Source organism: Pseudomonas sp. 14A (assembly GCF_018132745.1).
Classification (GTDB): domain Bacteria; phylum Pseudomonadota; class Gammaproteobacteria; order Pseudomonadales; family Pseudomonadaceae; genus Aquipseudomonas; species Aquipseudomonas mercuritolerans.
Genome location: NZ_JAGRQJ010000014.1, coordinates 17,164 through 35,891, shown reverse-complemented (window position 1 = coordinate 35,891; position 18,728 = coordinate 17,164). Strand labels below are relative to the sequence as shown.

The 18,728-nt window shown below is 60.5% G+C and carries 18 protein-coding genes; 8 read left to right on the top strand and 10 right to left on the bottom strand.

All coding sequences use genetic code 11. From position 1 onward, the window contains the following. Positions 1-63 precede the first annotated feature (63 nt). Entirely contained in the window at positions 64-786 is a 723-nt protein-coding gene (gene pcsA / locus PS14A_RS14795) for a phosphatidylcholine synthase (RefSeq protein ID WP_130911042.1), read from the bottom strand. A 260-nt stretch (positions 787-1,046) separates the two neighbouring features. Here pcsA and PS14A_RS14790 point away from each other — a divergent pair, with 260 nt between their 5' ends. Further along, entirely contained in the window at positions 1,047-1,784 is a 738-nt protein-coding gene (locus PS14A_RS14790; RefSeq protein ID WP_137214879.1) for a tellurite resistance TerB family protein, read from the top strand. A 263-nt stretch (positions 1,785-2,047) separates the two neighbouring features. Here the strand turns inward: PS14A_RS14790 and PS14A_RS14785 are convergent, their stop codons facing one another. Further along, complete coding sequence (locus PS14A_RS14785; protein ID WP_137214880.1) at positions 2,048-2,506, bottom strand: transposase; 459 nt, start codon at positions 2,504-2,506, stop codon at positions 2,048-2,050. Positions 2,507-2,700: 194 nt separating this feature from the next. Here PS14A_RS14785 and ligD point away from each other — a divergent pair, with 194 nt between their 5' ends. Continuing rightward, complete coding sequence (gene ligD / locus PS14A_RS14780; RefSeq protein WP_212616595.1) at positions 2,701-5,322, top strand: DNA ligase D; 2,622 nt, start codon at positions 2,701-2,703, stop codon at positions 5,320-5,322. Here the strand turns inward: ligD and PS14A_RS14775 are convergent, their stop codons facing one another. After that, complete coding sequence (locus tag PS14A_RS14775) at positions 5,323-5,724, bottom strand: hypothetical protein (protein WP_178083677.1); 402 nt, start codon at positions 5,722-5,724, stop codon at positions 5,323-5,325. It lies immediately after the preceding gene. Positions 5,725-5,804: 80 nt separating this feature from the next. Beyond that, positions 5,805-6,119 (bottom strand): DUF2388 domain-containing protein, encoded by a 315-nt coding sequence (locus tag PS14A_RS14770; protein ID WP_039762352.1) that lies wholly within the window; start codon positions 6,117-6,119, stop codon positions 5,805-5,807. A gap of 161 nt (positions 6,120-6,280) precedes the next feature. Here PS14A_RS14770 and PS14A_RS14765 point away from each other — a divergent pair, with 161 nt between their 5' ends. Further along, positions 6,281-6,934, top strand: a complete 654-nt coding sequence (locus PS14A_RS14765; RefSeq protein WP_212616594.1) for a DUF2238 domain-containing protein — start codon at positions 6,281-6,283, stop codon at positions 6,932-6,934. A 4-nt stretch (positions 6,935-6,938) separates the two neighbouring features. On the opposite strand, the gene sodC is transcribed toward PS14A_RS14765, so the two are convergent. Next, positions 6,939-7,460: a superoxide dismutase family protein gene (sodC, locus tag PS14A_RS14760; RefSeq protein WP_016775149.1), complete on the bottom strand. Its 522-nt coding sequence runs from the start codon at positions 7,458-7,460 to the stop codon at positions 6,939-6,941. 243 nt (positions 7,461-7,703) lie between these two features. Here sodC and PS14A_RS14755 point away from each other — a divergent pair, with 243 nt between their 5' ends. Beyond that, a complete protein-coding gene (locus PS14A_RS14755; protein WP_212616593.1) occupies positions 7,704-9,317 on the top strand; it encodes a methyl-accepting chemotaxis protein in 1,614 nt (537 codons plus the stop codon). Between the two features lie 159 nt (positions 9,318-9,476). Here PS14A_RS14755 and PS14A_RS14750 read toward each other — a convergent pair whose 3' ends face one another. Continuing rightward, positions 9,477-9,908: a nuclear transport factor 2 family protein gene (locus PS14A_RS14750; protein WP_130911035.1), complete on the bottom strand. Its 432-nt coding sequence runs from the start codon at positions 9,906-9,908 to the stop codon at positions 9,477-9,479. A gap of 528 nt (positions 9,909-10,436) precedes the next feature. On the opposite strand from PS14A_RS14750, the gene mqo reads away from it, so the two are divergent. Further along, entirely contained in the window at positions 10,437-12,083 is a 1,647-nt protein-coding gene (gene mqo / locus PS14A_RS14745) for a malate dehydrogenase (quinone) (protein ID WP_076563408.1), read from the top strand. Between the two features lie 218 nt (positions 12,084-12,301). Here the strand turns inward: mqo and PS14A_RS14740 are convergent, their stop codons facing one another. Continuing rightward, positions 12,302-12,730, bottom strand: a complete 429-nt coding sequence (locus PS14A_RS14740) for a nuclear transport factor 2 family protein (protein WP_212616592.1) — start codon at positions 12,728-12,730, stop codon at positions 12,302-12,304. Between the two features lie 486 nt (positions 12,731-13,216). Here PS14A_RS14740 and PS14A_RS14735 point away from each other — a divergent pair, with 486 nt between their 5' ends. Next, the gene (locus tag PS14A_RS14735) at positions 13,217-13,975 is read left to right on the top strand and encodes an OBAP family protein (RefSeq protein WP_249121320.1); all 759 of its coding nucleotides are present in this window, start codon (positions 13,217-13,219) and stop codon (positions 13,973-13,975) included. A 1-nt stretch (position 13,976) separates the two neighbouring features. On the opposite strand, the gene PS14A_RS14730 is transcribed toward PS14A_RS14735, so the two are convergent. Both PS14A_RS14730 and PS14A_RS14725 read right to left on the bottom strand, forming a co-directional pair. Then, a complete protein-coding gene (locus PS14A_RS14730) occupies positions 13,977-14,843 on the bottom strand; it encodes a CAP domain-containing protein (protein ID WP_212616590.1) in 867 nt (288 codons plus the stop codon). Between the two features lie 252 nt (positions 14,844-15,095). Then, on the bottom strand, positions 15,096-15,866 hold the full coding sequence (locus PS14A_RS14725) for a hypothetical protein (RefSeq protein WP_212616589.1): 771 nt from the start codon (positions 15,864-15,866) through the stop codon (positions 15,096-15,098). Positions 15,867-15,977: 111 nt separating this feature from the next. On the opposite strand from PS14A_RS14725, the gene PS14A_RS14720 reads away from it, so the two are divergent. Next, positions 15,978-16,937, top strand: coding sequence for an aldo/keto reductase (locus tag PS14A_RS14720; RefSeq protein ID WP_212616588.1), 960 nt, complete (start codon positions 15,978-15,980; stop codon positions 16,935-16,937). A gap of 6 nt (positions 16,938-16,943) precedes the next feature. Here PS14A_RS14720 and PS14A_RS14715 read toward each other — a convergent pair whose 3' ends face one another. Beyond that, on the bottom strand, positions 16,944-17,837 hold the full coding sequence (locus PS14A_RS14715) for a LysR family transcriptional regulator (RefSeq protein ID WP_212616587.1): 894 nt from the start codon (positions 17,835-17,837) through the stop codon (positions 16,944-16,946). A gap of 96 nt (positions 17,838-17,933) precedes the next feature. Here PS14A_RS14715 and PS14A_RS14710 point away from each other — a divergent pair, with 96 nt between their 5' ends. Beyond that, positions 17,934-18,410, top strand: a complete 477-nt coding sequence (locus PS14A_RS14710) for a cupin domain-containing protein (protein ID WP_212616586.1) — start codon at positions 17,934-17,936, stop codon at positions 18,408-18,410. Positions 18,411-18,728 lie beyond the last annotated feature (318 nt).

The following is an 18,728-nucleotide window of genomic DNA, read 5'->3' as shown; positions in this document are numbered from 1 at the left end:
CAACCTTGATGTTGATGGAACCACCGCATTCGCGAGCAGGCTCGCTCCCACAGGGGAATGTGCTTATTTCAAATGGCCGCGATCAAACCACTCCAGCGCCGTGCGCCAGATGCAGATCCCGAGGAAATAAGCCGACATCAGCAACCACAAACCCATCACCAGCGGATTGATCACTGGGTGATTGAGCACCAGCGACAGGCTGCACAACAGCCAGATCGCCGTCACCGCGATATTGATTGGCATGAAACGACGCACGCGGAACGGGTGCAGGAACTTCATCCGCGTCACCGTCAGCAATGCCAGCGCGATTACGGTGAGGAAGGTAATCCACGGTCCCGGACCAATGATGTACAAACACAACGCAACCACGTTCCAGGCCGCCGGGAAGCCGACAAAATAGTTGTCCTTGCTCTTCATGTTGACGTTGCAGAAACAGAACAGCGACGACACCAGGATCACCGACACCGTCAGCAACAGGGTGTAATCAGGCAGGGGAATGTAGCGGTAGATAAACAGCGCCGGGATGAATACATACGTCAGGTAATCGATGACCAGATCGAGGATCGAACCGTCGAAACTCGGCAGCACCGATTGCACGTTTACCTTGCGCGCCAGTGCGCCATCGAGGCCGTCGACGATCAGCGCCACGCCCAGCCACATCAGGCAATGGATCGGCTGGTTTTCCAGCAGGGCGAGGGTGGCAAGAAAGGCGGTGACCACGCCAGTCGCGGTAAAACCATGGGCGCCCCATGCTTTGAGCCTGGCGATGTGTACGGTGGATATCACGGGGGCGTTCTCCAGAAAGTGAAGCAAGCCGGGTATCGCCCATTATCAGAAAGGGCGTCGGCAAACCGGGTCGGGTTGCAGCTATCGACCGGTTTCGCCGGGATAAGGTTCACCACCCATGAATCTTAGCTGGCTCGCGGAAAATTTCTCGGGTGCGATTTCATCGGTTACCCGGCGTCAGCCCAACGGTGCTGGCGCTATGGCTGCGTCGGTCTATCGTTGCCAGACGCAATCAGGCCGGGGCCTCGGAGGATAACGTCATGAACACCAGCGATTTGCTTGAACAACTGCTGCGAGGCCAGGCCTCGGCGGGACAACAACGCGGGGCTTCGACCGGTGACGGTCTGGGCGGATTGCTCGGTGGCCTGTTGGGCGGCGGCAGTCAGACCGGAGCGGGTGGGGCGGCTGCTTCGGGTGGCCTCGGCGGCTTGGGTGGTTTACTCGGTGGCCTGCTCGGCGGTGGTGGCCTGGGAAGCGCACTTGGTGGCGGTAGCCGAAGCCGTACCGGCGGGACCAATTACGCGGCGCTCGCATCGCTGGGGATGATGGCCTACCAGGCGTACCAGGCCTGGCAACGCAGCCAGGCCAGCAATGCGCCGCAAGATATGCCACAAACCGCCGACCTGCTCGCCGGCCCGCAAATCGAAACCCACAGCCACGCGGTGCTGCGCGCGTTGATCGCCGCCGCCAAGGCTGACGGCCGCATCGACGACGCAGAAAAGCACCTGATCAGCAGCGAAATCGGCAAACACACCGCCGATCCGCAGTTGCAACAATGGCTTGATGGCGAAGTCGCCAAGCCACTGGATCCCCGCGAAGTGGCGCAATCCGCTGACGGCGATCCTGCCGTAGCCGCCGAAATGTACCTGGCCAGCGTCATGCTGGTGGACGACCAACAGGACGCCGAACGCAGCTATCTCGATGAGCTGGCCGCAGCTTTACAGATCGATCCGGATCTGCAAGTTCATCTGGAACAGCAGGCGAAAGGACAAGCCTGACGCAACGTCAAAAGATCGCAGCCTTCGGCAGCTCCTACATTTGAAATACGGTGCAACTGTAGGAGCTGCCGAAGGCTGCGATCTTTTGATCTTCAGCGTCAGAAAGGAAAATCCTCAGGGCGCAACCAGAACAGCTCGCATGGTGTTCCTGTCTGCGCAGAGTGCGGCGTTTCGAAAATAAAAAGATCGCAGCCTTCGGCAGCTCCTACCTTTGAAATACGGTGCAACTGTAGGAGCTGCCGAAGGCTGCGATCTTATGATCTTCAGAGCCAAATGGCATCCCACAAAGGGTAGTCCCCAAGGCGCGCCATCAGACCGGCTCTTACAGGATTCTTGACTACATGAAGCGCAGCGGCTCTAAGATCCTCATCCCGCCTCAACGCGCGGTCGTAATAACCTCGCTGCCATAATTGTCCCTGGCGACCATGTCTTCGATTGTAAGCCTGGCAACTTCGGGACTTAACGCGACACATAAGATCCGCAAGCGAGCCGTGATCAAGCTCCACTAGCCAATGCAGATGGTCTGGCATTACGACCCAAGCCAGAGAGGTGGCTAACCCGGCTTCACTGCAACGTCTCAGCTCGTTGACCACCAGCCTCCCGTCGTGCCAATTGGTAAAAACACGTTCACGTCGGTTAACCACAACGGTCAGTAAATAAATTCTTCCGGTTTCAGAGTGTCGGCCCATTCTCAGACGACAGGCTTTTGCAGCAGCAGGCATTCCATTGCCTCCCTTTCAAGAACTTGAAAAAACCTTAGCGTCTGCACTCTGTTTAGCCAGCCCAGCCAATTACTGGATGTGTCGTTACAAGCCCCGGCCGCTCCATCCGTCCGGGGCTTTTTTACCTCGATTGAATTTTTCCCCCGCCGTGTCGCTCTTCTGCATAACAGAACCCGTCTGCCATCGGTGCGCTCATGAACAGGAACCTCGACGATTACAACCGCATGCGTGATTTTTCCGCGACGTCGGAACCGGCCGCAGTCAAGCGCTCGGGCCGTAGGTCGGCCAAGGATCATGCCTTGCAGTTCTGCATCCAGAAGCACGACGCTTCGCACCTGCATTACGACTTTCGCCTCGAACTTGACGGTGCCCTCAAGAGTTGGGCTGTGCCGAAGGGGCCGTCGCTGGATCCTTCGGTCAAGCGCTTGGCGATCCATGTCGAGGATCATCCGCTCGATTACGCGACGTTTGAAGGCAGCATTCCCGAGGGGCATTACGGCGCCGGTGATGTGATCGTCTGGGATCGCGGCGTGTGGATTCCGCTGGAGGATCCGCACAAGGCCTACGCCAAGGGCCGGCTGAAGTTCGAGTTGCAGGGCGAGAAGCTCGGCGGCGTGTGGAATCTGGTGCGCACGCACATGCCGGGCAAGAAAGAACAATGGTTCCTGATCAAGCATCAGGACAACGCCGCGCGCCCGCAGGATGATTTCGACGTGCTGGTCGCCGAGCCCGACAGCGTGCTCAGCGAGCGCACGATTGTCGGCAAATCGGCGACTGCCGCCGATAAAGCCAAACCGATAAAAAAGGCCCCGGCCAAGCCGCGCAAGCAAGCGTCCGGGCAGCTCACCGGCGCGCGCAAGGCCAAGCTGCCGGCGCTGATCAAGCCGGAACTGGCGACGCTGGTCGACAGCGCACCCGAAGGGCAGTGGAGCTACGAGATCAAGTTCGACGGCTACCGGATCATGGCGCGGATCGATCACGATGAAGTGCAGCTGTTCACCCGCAATGGCCACGACTGGACGCACAAACTGCCGCAGCAGGCCAAGGCACTGGCGGCGTTGGGGCTGGAATCGGCGTGGCTCGATGGCGAGATGGTGGTGGCCAATGAGCAAGGCGTGCCGGATTTTCAGGCGTTGCAGAATGCCTTCGATGCCGGGCGCAGCGGCAATATCGTCTATTACCTGTTCGACGTTCCGTATCTCAACGGCGTTGACCTGCGCGACGTACCGGTCGAAGAGCGTCGCGCCGCGCTGAGCACCATCCTCGGTGCGCAGAAAGAATCCTCAACGCTGCGTTTCTCCGAAGCCTTCGAAGAAACCCCGGACGCGCTGCTCAACAGCGCCTGCCAGATGCAGATGGAAGGCCTGATCGGCAAGCGGCTCGGCTCGCCTTATGTGTCGCGGCGCAGCGGTGACTGGATCAAGCTCAAGTGCAAGCATCGCCAGGAGTTCGTCATTGTCGGCTACACCGATCCGAAAGGCGCGCGCAGTGCTTTCGGCGCGTTGCTGCTGGGCCTGCACGACCGTGACAGCGGCGAGTTGCGTTATGCCGGCAAGGTCGGCACCGGGTTCAACGAAACCACATTGAAAAGCATCCTCGCCCAACTCAAGCCGTTACTGACCAAGAGCGCGGCGGTGGTCAATCCGCCCAGCGGTTTCGACGCCAAGGGCGTGCACTGGCTCAAACCCAAACTGCTGGCCGAAGTGGCATTCGCCGAGATGACCAAGGATGGCTCGGTGCGTCACGCCGTGTTCCATGGTTTGCGCGATGACAAACCGGCCAAGGACATTACAGAGGAGCGAGCGAAGCCTGTGAAAGCTGCCAAGTCCGACAAGTCTGAAAAGACCGAAAAAACCAAAACCGCCGCCAAGCAACCGGCGAAGAAAAACGCCGCCAGCAAAGCCGAAACCGCACCGTCGCAATCAGGACTGGCCGGCGGCAAGGTGCGCATCACCCACCCGGATCGAGTGATCGACGCCGTCAGCGGCACGACCAAAATGCAACTGGCGCAGTATTACGCTAGTGTCGCCGAATACATCCTGCCGCAACTCAAGGATCGCCCCGTCGCACTGGTACGTGCTCCCGACGGCATCGCCGGCGAATTGTTCTTCCAGAAGAACGCCGATCGCCTGGCCATTCCCGGCATCACCGCACTGGACAAGGACGTCACCGGACAGCCAGTGATGATGATCAATAACCCCGAAGCGCTGGTCGGCGCGGTGCAGATGAGCACGGTGGAGCTGCACACCTGGAACGCCACGACGGTGGATCTGGACAAGCCAGATCGCTTCGTCCTCGACCTCGACCCGGATCCGGCGCTGCCATGGAAAAGCATGGTTGAAGCCACCGCGCTGACCCTGACCGTGCTCGATGAGTTGGGTCTGAAAGCCTTCCTGAAAACCAGCGGCGGCAAAGGCATTCACTTGGTGGTGCCATTGACGCGCAAGCACGGCTGGGATGAAGTGAAGGACTTCAGCCACGCCATCGTCAGCCACATGGCCAAGTTGCTGCCGGATCGTATTTCAGCGGTGTCCGGGCCGAAAAACCGCGTCGGTCGGATCTTCATCGATTACCTGCGCAACGGCCTTGGCGCCACCACTATTTGCGCCTACGCCGCACGGGCACGGGAAGGTATGCCGGTGTCGGTGCCGCTCTACCGAGAGGAAGTCGCTGAAATCAAGGGCGGTAATCACTGGAACATCTACAACGTTCACGAGCGTCTGACCGAAGTCGGCGATGAGCCTTGGGCGGACATGAAGAAGACCCGTCAGACCATCAGCGCCGAGATGCGCAAACGCGTCGGCATGAAAAAGTGATCAGGTGTCGCGCAGCAAGTCATGGGCGTTGAGCAGTTCAAAGGCGATTTGCGGGTGGTTTTCCAGGCCCTTGCGAATCGCCGCCGGGATCGCTGCGCGTGTCTTGCGACACAGGCCCGGCAGCTCGTCGATCTGAATGGCAATGCCGCGCATGGTGCGCACTTCGTTGAAGCCTGGGGCGACATCGACGCGGATGCCCAACTGCTCGTACATGCGCTGTTGCAGGCGTTTGAGGTCGTCGAGGTCTTTGAGTTGTTCCAGGCGCGCCAGGAGAATTTTTTCCTCGGCACGAGTCAGGCGCAGGATGCGCAAATCCGCGCCAGGCGTTTCCAGCAACGGATCGCGCCCGCAGATGCAGGCGCCGGGTGGGCAGGGTGAGCGCAAGGGCAGGGTCGTCGTCATGGCCTCCATCATAGAGGCCGTCGGACGGATTTGCCTATGCGCACTCAGCGGCCGTCCATCGGCCGCTGCTTCCCTCGTGCCTACTGATGCACGCCTTCGTATTGCACCAGAATGGCGTTGGCCAGGTCTTCATCGCTGGCGTTCAAGCCAGGGTTGGCCTGGCGCACCTGTTGCAGTACCGACTCAAGATAAACCCCACGAATGGCCCCGCCGCTTGCAACGAACGCAGACACGTCGTCACGGGCCGGAATCACCATTTTGTCGTCCTTGAAGGTCGAGTACAGCGACGCGGAAACACCTGCGGAGGTGGCGACGTCACCCGCGTCAACGCGGGCCAGCGCCGAACCGACCGGCAGGCAAAGCATTAAAGAAGAAATCAGGACTAACTTGCGCATGACGTGTTCCTCCACAGGCGCTAAGCAAAAAGGGAAGGGACTACATAACGTCAGAGGTGAACGGCGCGCCGGAGTTCCGTTAGCGCTGAAAACGAAGCGGCGAGGAACCGGGCAAAAAGGCAGAGTGTCTACCGCATGCCTGCATTGCCGAGAAGCGAACCATGCTCGTCAGAGTCAGCGACAACATTGCCCAACCGGCAGATACGCGAATCGAAGCGCTTTTGCTCGCTGGATTTGTCTGCCTGACCATCGCGCTCGGCCTGTTCCCGCGCAGCCGCGTCGACTGGCTATTGGAAAATGTCTTGGCGTTGGCGCTGGTGTTAGCCCTGCTGCTGGCGCATCGGCGTTTTCGCCTGTCGACGCTGTCGCTGGGGATGCTCTTCGCCTTCCTGTGCATTCATGAAGTCGGCGCGCATTACACCTATTCGCGGGTGCCGTACGATCAGTGGGGCACACTGCTGACCGGCGTCAGCGTAAACAAGGTGCTGGGTCTGGAACGCAATCACTATGACCGGCTGGTGCACCTGAGCTATGGATTGCTGCTGGTCTGGCCGATTCGCGAAGTGCTGCTGCGCCTGACGCCGTTGCGCGGCGCGTGGCTGGCGCTGTTGACCCTGAATGTAGTGCTGGCGACGTCGGCGTTGTACGAATTGATCGAATGGGTCGGCGGCGCTTACCTGGGCGACGACACTGGCCAGGCCTTCGTCGGCGCGCAGAATGATCCGTGGGATTCGCAGAAGGACATGGCCCTGGCGCTGTTCGGCGCCGGGCTGTCCTTGCTGGTGTTGACGCGCTGGCGTCGAGCGCCGCGCTGAGGGATCAGATCACCCCGCAAGCCATGCGATCACCGCCACCGCCCAGAGGCTTGGGCATGTCGGAATGGTTGTCGCCGCCGGCGTGAATCATCAGAGCGTGCCCCTTGATCTCGGAAATTTTCTTCAGGCGCGGCGCCAGCACCGGGTAGTTGGCGACACCATCAGCCGTCACATACACCGCCGGCAAATCACCCAGATGCCCGTCAGCATAAGGGCCAAGGTGCTTGCCGGTTTTCGCCGGGTCGAAGTGTCCGCCAGCGGCCAGTGCTGCGCCCTTGACGCCATCCTTGGTGCCCGCTTCGCAGCTGCCGTTTTCATGGACATGGAAACCGTGAATACCCGCTGGCAAAGATTTCAGGTCGGGGGTGAAAAGCAGGCCATAAGGCGTCTCACTGACAGTCACCGAACCGATCGCCTGCGGCGCACCGTCGGCGCTGACCAGGTTGATCGCGACTTTCTCCGTTGCCGCCTGCGCGGTGCCGATTGCCAACGTGCCGAGCAGACCAAACCACAGTGCGCGTTTCATAAGCGTTTCCTTCAGCTGCATGAATGTTCGAAGCGCTGGATTGATAGCCGGCCAGGGTTAACCGGCGATGAAGGCGTTATCCAGCGGCGCTGCAATGTGTGACCGGGTTCGCGTTTGAAAAGTTTTGCCGGATTCAAGTCGCCGCTGACATCAGCCGATACGCTCTGTGTCGGCAGTTCCCTGCACATAGGCTTAACTGAAATCCGACAAGCGCAATCCAGCGTGCCCACGGGAGATTCCACGGTGTCGATCAAACTGCGTTTGGTGTTGCTGATTGCGACCAGCCTGCTGACGGCGCTGATCGTGAGCCTGGTCAGTTACGTCGGCAACTTGCGGATGGCCACGGCGGTCGCCGATAACACGGTGAGCATGAGCGCGCTGCGCAATCACATGGAAGCCGACATGATGCACGACGCCCTGCGCGCCGATGTCTATTCGGCGATGCTGGTCGGCCTGGGCAAAAGCACCGCCACCGCGACCGAGGTGCGCGATTCGCTCACCGAGCACGCCGGGCATTTTCGTGAAGTGCTGGATGACAACCTGAAGCTGCCGATCAACCCGCAGCTGCGCACGGCGCTGGAGCAGATCAAGCCGAGCCTCGACACCTACATCAAATCCGCCGAGCAGATTGTCGGCGTGGCGCTGGACAAGCCGGATGCCGCCCAGCAGCAGCTTGGTACTTTCAATAGCGCCTTTACTCAGCTCGAAGAGCAGATGGGCGCGCTCAGCGAACTGATCGAAAACAACACCCTGCACACCAGCGAAGGCACCGAAGCGGCCATCCGTCACGCTAATCTTGCGCTGGCAGTGGTGCTGGTCGTCAGTCTGTTGCTGCTGCTGATTCAGGGGCGCTGGGTCATCCTGAGTATCATGGGGCCGCTCAAATCCGCCAGCCGCATCGCCGAAAGCATTGCCCATGGCAATCTCAGCGAACCGATTGTCGAGCCCGCCGGCAAGGACGAAGCCAGCGTGTTGATCCGTACATTGGCGACCATGCAGCGTGATCTGCGCAACATGATCGACGTGGTGCGGCGCAACGCTCACGGCGTCAGTGGCATGAGCGAGCAGCTCAGCCAAGGCTGCCATCAGGTCGCCGACAGCAGCCAGCAGCAAAGCGTTGCCGCTGGGACCATGGCGGCCGCCGCCAGTCAGATGACCGCGAGCATCGAAGAGATCACCCGCCACGCCGAACGTGCCCTGAGCATGGCCAATCAGGCCGAAAACCTGGCCAAGGAGGGGGGCGGGGTGATCCACCAAGTGGTCAGCGACATGGACGACATCGCCCGCTCGGCACAGCAGTCGGCGCAGGTCATCCGCACGCTGGATCAGGAATCCGAGGCAATCTTCAACATCATTCAGGTCATCAAGAGCATCGCCGACCAGACCAACCTGCTGGCCCTCAACGCCGCGATCGAGGCGGCGCGGGCAGGTGAGCAGGGTCGTGGTTTTGCCGTGGTCGCCGATGAAGTGCGCAGTCTGGCCGCACGCACCAGCGCCTCGACCCAGGAAATCGCCGCAATGGTCGCACGCATCCAGAACAGCACGCGCGAGGCGGTCAGCAGCATGGAGGCCGGCGTGGCGCAGGTCGACAAAGGCATGGCGGTGACGGCGGAAGTCGAGCGGGCGATTCGCGAGATCCTCGACGCCACGCTGAACACCACGCAACTGGTCAACGACATCACCCGCACGATTGGCGAACAGAGTATGGCCAGTAACGAAATCGCCCATCAGGTGGAGATGATTGCGGGAATGAGCGAGGGCAATAGCCGGGTGATCGGGCAGACCGCGACGACTACCGATGAATTGTCGAATCTGGCGGGGCAGTTGGCGCAGTCGGTGGATCGGTTTCGGTTGTGATGTTGGGGTAGGCTTGCGGGTTTTCTATTGCCTGAGCCAGCGCTTTCGCGAGCGGGCTCGCTCCCACAAGGTTCGCCAGTGTCGAGTCCTTTGTGGGAGCGAGCCTGCTCGCGAATAGGCCAGCTCTGACAGGATTGAATCAGGCCAATGGTCCCTTAATCAAAACCTGAACGCCTGCCGCCCAACCAACAACCATTTCCCACCCTGTTTCTGCCAGATCTGGAAATTCTCGATCTCGGTCGGAATCACCTCGGTCCCCTTCAACGCCTGTGCGGAGAAGTGGTGGCGCACTAATGCGGTATCGCCGGACATCGTGATGGTCTGCTTTTGCATCTCCAGGGTCTTGAATGCGCTGCGGCCGGTTTCGATGTCGGCGATGAATTCCTGCTTGTCCTGAATCTTGCCGCTGGAGTGGCCGTAGGTCAGATTCGGCGCGGTCAGAGCGTTCAGCTCGGCGATGTCTTTGTGCAGCATCGCCTGGGTCAGGTGATCGACTGCTTGGGCAACTTCTCTTTCCGCCGGGGCAGGGGCGGCGATGGCGCAGGCGCTAAAGGCGCAGAACAGGCCGATGAGGAGGCGCGACTTGGTCATGGTGTTTCCTTGTTGTTATTGGGTTTGGATGACTGGTTCATTTCGTCAGTCATCGTACAACGTAGCAGGTAATTTTCTGTATGAACAACGAGCGGTTGGCACTGATTTATCAAGTTGCGAAGCGCATCGCGCAAAAAAGTTTGCAGGCCGATGCCTGATCGCCATCATGTTTGGTGCCCGATGGCCGATAAGTCCCTGAGCGGAAAAAGACTTTCAAGTCGGGAACAGACGCGCGGGTTCGCCCTGACGTGATATTCTCCGCGCCAATTTGCTTTGACCTAATTCGGTTGGCCTGCCTTTTCAGCGGGCCGACGGGATCCCTGTCGCTCAAGCAGCTGAAGCCAATAACGATAAGAAGTCAGTTCAGAAGGGACATTAACTGAGGTCGATGCCACTTGTCGGCCTTGTGTGCCCACCCGTCAATATTGAAGTGTGCCCGATTGCGCGATGCCAGCCTGAGCGTCAACCAAGCGCAACGCAGACTGATAACAACGACGGGCGGAAGGCGTTTTATCATAGGTGCAACAGATGTTTAAGAAAGTGAACACAGCCTTGCTCGGTCTGGCTTTGGCGATGGGGATGTCGTCTGCCAATGCTGCCGAAGCGAAGAAAGTTGACGTCCTGCTGATCGGCGGCGGCATCATGAGCACCACCCTGGGTGTGTGGATCAATGAGCTGGAACCGACCTGGTCGATGGAAATGGTCGAGCGCCTCGATGGCGTCGCCCTGGAAAGCTCCAACGGCTGGAACAACGCCGGTACCGGTCACTCGGCTCTTGCCGAGCTGAACTACACCCCGGAAGACGACAAGGGCAACGTAACGATCCCGAAAGCTGTCGAGATCAACGAAGCGTTCCAGGTTTCCCGTCAATTCTGGGCCTGGCAGGTTCAGCAGGGCGTGCTGAAGAACCCTCGCTCGTTCATCAACACCACACCGCACATGAGCTTCGTGTGGGGCGATGACAACATCAAGTTCCTGAAAAAGCGCTACGAAGCGCTGCAGGCGAGCCCGCTGTTCGCCGGTATGCAGTACTCCGAAGATCCGGCTGTGATCAAGAAGTGGGTACCGCTGATGATGGAAGGGCGTGACCCGAACCAGAAAATCGCGGCCACCTGGAGCCCGCTGGGTACGGACATGAACTTCGGCGAAATCACCCGCCAGTTCGCCGCTCACCTGCAAACCAAACCCAACTTCGATCTGAAACTGTCGAGCGAAGTCGAAGACATCACCAAGAACGCCGACGGCACCTGGCGTGTCAGCTACAAAAACCTCAAAGACGGCAGCAAGACCGAAACCGACGCCAAGTTCGTGTTCATCGGCGCTGGCGGCGGTGCCCTGCACCTGCTGCAGAAGTCGGGCATTCCTGAAGCCAAGGAATACGCAGGCTTCCCGGTTGGCGGTTCGTTCCTGGTGACCGAGAACCCGACGATTGCCGAGCAGCACCTGGCCAAGGCCTATGGCAAGGCTTCGGTTGGCGCGCCACCGATGTCGGTTCCGCACCTGGACACCCGTGTCCTGGACGGCAAGCGCGTCATTCTGTTTGGCCCGTTCGCGACCTTCAGCACCAAGTTCCTCAAGGAAGGTTCGTACTTCGACCTGCTGACCAGCACCACCACCCACAACATCTGGCCAATGACCAAGGTCGGCATCAAGGAATACCCGCTGGTCGAGTACCTTGCCGGTCAGTTGATGCTGTCGGATGAAGACCGTCTGAACGCGCTGAAGGAATACTTCCCGAACGCCAAAGCCGAAGACTGGCGCCTGTGGCAAGCCGGCCAGCGTGTGCAAATCATCAAGCGTGATGAAGCCGCTGGCGGCGTGCTGAAACTGGGCACCGAGATCGTTGCTTCGCAAGACGGCTCGATCGCCGGCCTGCTGGGCGCATCGCCGGGCGCGTCGACCGCTGCGCCGATCATGCTGAGCGTGCTGCAGAAAGTCTTCAAAGACAAAGTCGCAACCCCAGAGTGGCAGACCAAGCTGCACCAGATCGTGCCAAGCTATGGCACCCAGCTGAACAGCGATCCGGCCAAAGTGGCTGCCGAGTGGGCTTACACCGCCAAGATCCTCGAACTGCCGACACCTCCGGTGATCGGTCAGGTAGCTGCTCCGGCGGCACCTGCGGCTGACAAAGCCGTAGCGCCGAAGGAAAACGCTGCACGTGACATGGCTCTGTAACCAGAACCCTGAAACACAAAACCCACTGAACCGGCGACGGTCAGTGGGTTTTTTTGTACGCCGAACCTGTAGGAGCTGACGAGTGCAACGAGGCTGCGATCTTTTGACTTTGACTTTGACGTTTGAAGATCAAGATCAGGATCAAAAGATCGCAGCCTCGTTGCACTCGTCAGCTTCTACGCTCCTACGCTCCTACGCTCCTACGTTCCGGCGAAGATTCAGGCTTTCGCGTTCGCCAGGTAGGCCCCCAGGCGCCGACCCATTTCTTCGCCCAGTGCCTGCAACCCGCTCAGCGGCCGTACCATCACTTCGAACTCGACAATCTTGCCGTGCTCATCGAAGCGAATCATGTCGATGCCTTTGAGTTCCTTGCTGCCGACCCTGGCGCTGAATTCGAGAATCACATTCAGGCCATCCGCCGTCGCCAACTCGCGGTGATAGGCGAAATCTTCGAAGACTTCAAACACGGTGTTGAGGATCATCGCCACCACCGGCGCGCCGGGGTAGGGCGTGTGGGCCATGGGCGAGCGGAACACAGCTTGCGGATCGAGCAGATCAGGCAGGGCTTTGAGATTGCCGCTGCGGATCATTTCGTGCCAGCGCTCAAGGGACGCGGCGACGTTGGGCTGCAAGGCGAGGTCGGGCATGGTCACTCCGGTTTTTATTGTTGTCGGTCGGCAATGACTGTAGATCAACCGCGCCGAAAGTGGATCCTCAAGTCTCAGCCTGAATACCGCTTCATCCCCGAAGCGGATCAGATGCGCATCTGATCCGTATTTTTCTGTTTCATCTGCCTCTGTATTCAGTACAGCCACAGGCTCAGAATGCCCCGGTAGTGCGGCCAGTCACCCTCCGACCTCATCCCGCAGCGTCCGGTGCACCGCACACCCAGCATCAAGGAGCGCAACATGTACAAGATGGCGATTTTTCTCGGCGGTTTCCTGACCTTGACCATTCTGATCGGCGTGCTGGCGACGATCTCTCCAGTCTGATCCGCACGCAGCTTTTTCGAACTCTGCCGTTCTCCTGCTTTCAGTTGCAGAACAGGGCCAGCACGCGCCCGTCACTGAAAGTTCGAGGAATGAAACATGCGTACGATAACCTCACAGGGACGTTGGGTTCCTATCGCTCTGATGGTCGCCGCGTTGACCGGTTGCGCCATGAGCAACACCGATTCACCGGTGCAGACGCCCGGTCAGGCCAAGGCCTCCGACACGGAAATGCTCGAAGTCGGCGCGCAGTGGTTGCAGGACAAACCGCCGATTCGTGCATTGAACATGTACCTCGATGGCTTCCATTTTTACAACGGTCATCCCGGCGCGCAGATGGAAGCTCACCACTATTGCTCGGCGCTCAACGAAGAAGTGTTCCAGTGCGTGATCTACGACGGCAACACCGCTGAAGCCAAGCTGATGGGCGTCGAATACATCATCAGCCAGCGCCTGTTCACGCAATTGCCGGCAAAAGAGAAAGCCTTGTGGCACAGCCACGCTCACGAAGTCAGTTCTGGCCAGTTGGTCGCGCCGGGCATCCCGCAAGTGGCAGAAACGCGCTTGATGGAAAAACTCGCCAATACCTACGGCAAGACCTGGCACACCTGGCACACCGATCAGGACAAGCAACTGCCGCTGGGCGTGCCGCAGCTGATGATGGGCTTTACCGCTGACGGTCAGGCCGATGCGCAAATGGTCCGCCAGCGCGATCAGCGTCTGGGCATTGATAGCGCCGAAAAGAAAAAGGCCCGTGCCGAGATCAAACCGGCGCCGGTCGCACCGGGGGCTGACGCGTGGCAGAAGGGCAATGCCGTGCAGCTCAACGACCCGACCGGTCATCAACACGTCATGCCGCGCTCGGCCACGCCAAGCGATGAGAACGCCCGGAGCCAGCCGTGATTTACGGCGCGCCGAACAGCATCGTCCAGTAAACACCCTCGTCGCTGCGCGCTTCACTGGCGAAGCCGGCGCCGACCTGAGTGAACATCGGGTTCATCAAGTTGGCGCAGTGGCCCGGGCTGGCCAGCCAGCCGGCCATGGCCTTACCCGGTGAGCTTTGTCCGGCAGCGATGTTTTCCCCGACCTGACGGCCGCGATAGCCGGCAGCCCTGGCGCGGTCGGCCGGCATGTCGCCGTCGGGGTCGCGGTGGGCGAAGTAGTTGCCGTAAGCCATGGCCTTGCTGTGCCCCTGAGCCGCTGCGCCGAGGGCGGCGTTCCAGCTCAACGGTCGCGCGGCGGCAAAGCGCTGGCGGCCGCACATGCGCGGCCGGGCGCGGGCAGCGTTGACCTCGGCGAGCAATGCCTTGCCGACGCTGCGGTTGTCACCGACGCGGCTGTCGAGCACCGGTTGCGCCAGCACCACCTGCCATTGATTGCGCGAATGGCTGACGCCGATGTCGGCGTAGTTCGCATCCAGCAAGGCGCCGCAATAATCGCTCTGCAACTGATCGAAGGCCTCGTCGGCGTCTTCGGCTCCGATAATGCGGATGCTGCGAACCGTGATTGCTGAATAGCCGGAAGACTTCAACGCCTCGCGCATGCCGCCGCCGTAGCGATAGCCGATCGGCAAGGCCAGATTCGATTTCAAAGCCAAAGGCGCCAGACGCTGCGCAGGGCGGCGATCGCAGCGTTGCGGATGGGCGCGGTAATCATTGATGGCGGCCACCAGCTCGCGCTCCGCACTGGCGTGGGCGGATTCAGTGAACAAAGGAAACAGGCTCAGCAGGCACAGCGAAACGAAGCGAGACGAACGAACGGTGTGGCGCATGGGACGGACAGCTCTGAAAGGGGGACAGCGCTTGAGTGGGTGAGCCGTGTGTGGCGGCGCGGATAGGACTGGGTTTTTTGGACTTGGTTCAGTGGCGGCAAATGCAATTGGATTGCTGTTGTTCGAACCGCTGCCTTCGCGAGCAGGCTCGCTCCCACATTGGACTTGCGGCGTACCCGGAACACCCGTGGGAGCGAGCCTGCTCGCGAAGGGGCCAGCCCGGCCAGCGCCTCTATCGCTGGGAAGCAACCACTAGCGATTCAACACATCCCCCAGCCACTGCAAATACTGCTCGCGCTCGGAAATCGAGTTATGCCCCGAGTCCGGCACCACCTTCATCGTCGCCACGCCCGCAGGAAAATTCTCGAACAGCCGCTGTGTACTGCTGCGCCCTATCACTTCGTCATCACTGGCCGCCAACAGCAACGTCGGCGTGCGGATATGCGCCGCGTACTTGCCCGATTCAAAACGATCCTTGAGCAACCAGTTCACCGGCACCCACGGGTATTGCCGTGCGGCGATTTCCTCGAGGCTGTTGAACGGCGTCACCAGAATCAGATTCTGCACCGGCCGCTGACTGGCCAGGCGCACCGCCACCCCCGAGCCGAGGCTGCGTCCGATGACCGCAATCTGCGGGTGGCTGGCGTAGACCTGATCGAACAACGCCAGCGCATCTTCGGCAATCGCAGCTTCGGATGGCGAGCCGGTGCTGCCAGCGAAGCCCCGGTAATGCAGGAAATACAGCGCGCAGTCAGGAAACGCCTCGGTGAACTCCGGCAGATTTCGCGATACGTCCTCGGCATTGCCCCCGAAATAAATCAGCGCCTGCGATCCGCTGCGCTCTCGAGTGGTCACCCAGACCTCGGCATCCGGCATTGACAGTTTCAATCGCGAATCCGCCGCAACCACGGCGGCAGGCTGGGGAAACCAGATCAGCGAGCGCTGAAACACGAACAGCGCGGCGCACAGCACCAGGTACACGGCAATGATGAAAACGACGAGTGACATCAGGGTTCGGGACATTCGGCTACTTTTAACGGGGAGAAAGGTTGGCTGTGGCAGTGTAGTTCAGCGACTGCGCCTGACAGCCGGCGCACACACCGTGCAACAGATCCGCGCAGCAGGAGGACTCGCATGCGCCACACTGAGAGTTACTCCCGTCGCCGCTTGCTCACGTTGGCTGCCCAAGCTGCGGCGCTGTTCACCATTGATCAGGCGTTGGCCAGCAGCGTAGCGCCGACCGCCACTGCGCCGCCCACGGCAGGAGACCAGACCATGCAGACCCGCGCCATCCCTTCCAGCTCCGAGGCACTGCCCATGGTCGGCTTGGGCACCTATCGCGGTTTCGACGTCGCTGCGGGCGATCCGGTTTACCGGCAATTGCCCGCCGTGCTCGAAGCGCTGTTCAGGAAGGGCGGCACGCTGATCGACAGCTCACCCATGTACGGCCGCGCCGAGCAGACCACCGGTGAACTGCTGTCGATCCACGAACCGCGCTCGCCGGCGTTCCTCGCCACCAAGGTGTGGACGCGCGGGCGCAAAGAGGGCATCGCGCAGATGGAGCAGTCCTTCAGACTGCTGCAAACCGAGCGCATCGACCTGATGCAGATTCACAACCTGCTCGACTGGCAAACCCACTTGCCGACCCTGCGCGAATGGAAGGAGCAGGGGCGGATTCGCTACATCGGCATCACCCATTACACCTCGTCGGCCTATGACGAAGTCGAAGCGGTGTTGAAGGCCGAGAAGCTGGACTTTCTGCAAATCAACTACGCCCTCGATGATCGTGCGGTCGAGAAACGCATCCTGCCGCTGTGCCGCGAGCGTGGTGTGGCGGTGATTTGTAATCGGCCGTTTGGCGGCGGCGATTTGCTCGCCCGGCTCAAGGGCAAACCGCTACCGGCGTGGGTTTCGGATGTGCAGGTCAACAGCTGGCCGCAACTGGCGCTGAAGTTTCTCCTGGCGCATCCGGCGGTGACCTGTGTGATTCCCGGGACCAGCAATCCGCGCTACATGGCTGACAACGCCGGAGCCGGTTTTGGGCCGATGTTGACCGATGCGCAGCGGCATCAGTTGATTGCGTTGCTGGGCTGAGCCGGGTCAACCGCGATAGCGCAACGCCTCCAGCAACAACGCAAACGCTGGCGCTGCCTGGCGCCGGCTCGGGTAGTACAGGTGATAACCGGAAAATGCCGGGCACCAGTCTCCAAGCACCTGGACCAGGCGACCGTCCGCCAGAAAGGGCGCGACGACGTTTTCCGGGATGTAGCTCAGACCGAATCCGTCCAGTGCAGCGTCGAGCAACGGGTATACGCCATTCAGGGTGACCTGCCCGGCAACGCGCACCTTCAGACTTTCACCGTCCTTTTCGAACTCCCACGAATACAGCCCGCCATTGGTTGGCAGGCGCAGGTTGTTACAGGCGTGGTCGGTCAGGTCGCGCGGGGTTTGCGGCGGATCGCGCCGGGCGAAGTAGGCGGGGGAGCCGACCACGGCCATGCGCATATCCGGACCGATACGGGTGGCGATCATGCCTTGGGCGACGTCTTCGCCCAGGCGCACACCGGCATCGAAGCCCTGGCCGGCGATGTCGACGAAACCATAGTCACAGCAAACCTCGACCGACACATCCGGGTATTGGGGCAGGAAATCCTGCAACACCGGACGCAGGATCCTGTTCAGCGAATGGTCGGTGGCGCTGATGCGGATCTTGCCCGCCGGAGTTTCACGCAGGTTGCTCAGGGCGGCCAGTTCCCCTTCGATTTCATCGAAGCGCGGACCGATGGTTTGCAGCAAGTGTTCGCCGGCCTCGGTCGGCGAAACGCTGCGCGTGGTGCGGGTCAGCAGGCGCAGGCCGAGACGCGCTTCGAGACTGCGGATGGTGTGGCTGAGCGCCGATTGCGACACGCCAAGTTTGGCCGCGGCCTTGGTGAAACTGCGTTCACGGGCGACGGTGAGAAAGGCGAGCAGGTCGGTGGCATTTTCCCGAAGCATTGATGATTTTCCTGCATAAGTTTTTTCGGATTCTAGTCGATTATCCAAAGAGTGCGGATCGCTACAGTGGTTGCATCATTTATTGGAGGAAATGCCATGAACCCGATTGCTGCTTCCGCACTGACGCTCTCGCTGCTGGCTGGTGAGGTGCAGGCCACCGAAAATCCCCGCGTCACGGTCACACCGAATGGCTCGCAACCTTCGGCCAAAGGCCCTGCTGACTGGTTTACCGGCACGGTGCGGGTGGATGCGTCGTTCAAAGGCACCGATGAGGCGCGGATCAGCGGCGCGATCGTGACGTTTGAGCCTGGCGCGCGCACGGCATGGCATACCCATCCGCTGGGGCAGACATTGATCGTCACCTCGGGGGTAGGCTTCGTGCAGGAGTGGGGCCAGCCGGTTCGTGAAATCCGCCCGGGCGATACCGTGTGGATTGCCCCGGGCGCCAAGCACTGGCACGGGGCAGCACCGACGACGGCGATGAGTCATATCGCGATTGCCGAAGTGCTGGATGGCAAGGTGGTGGACTGGATGGAGCAGGTCAGTGATGAGCAATATCCAAAGACCGAGTGAAACCGTGCCCCTCACCCCAGCCCTCTCCCGAGGGAGAGGGAGCCGATTGGGGGATGCTGGAGACGTTCGGCATTCTGCAAGCGTGGTGGTGAATCCACTCGACCCCTAGCACCCCATGCAGGTGCGCTAACAGCATGCGGCTCACCCCAGGCGTCTCCCGGGGGAGTGGGAGCCGACCGGGGTGTCTTGCGATGTGCATCGACCTGAACTTGCCGTTGCGATTATGGATACACAGAAAGACTTTCACCTCGCTGCACATCCTGAATATACCCGGATCGGTCCCCTCTCCCTTTGGGAGAGGGCTAGGCGGGCGGCGTT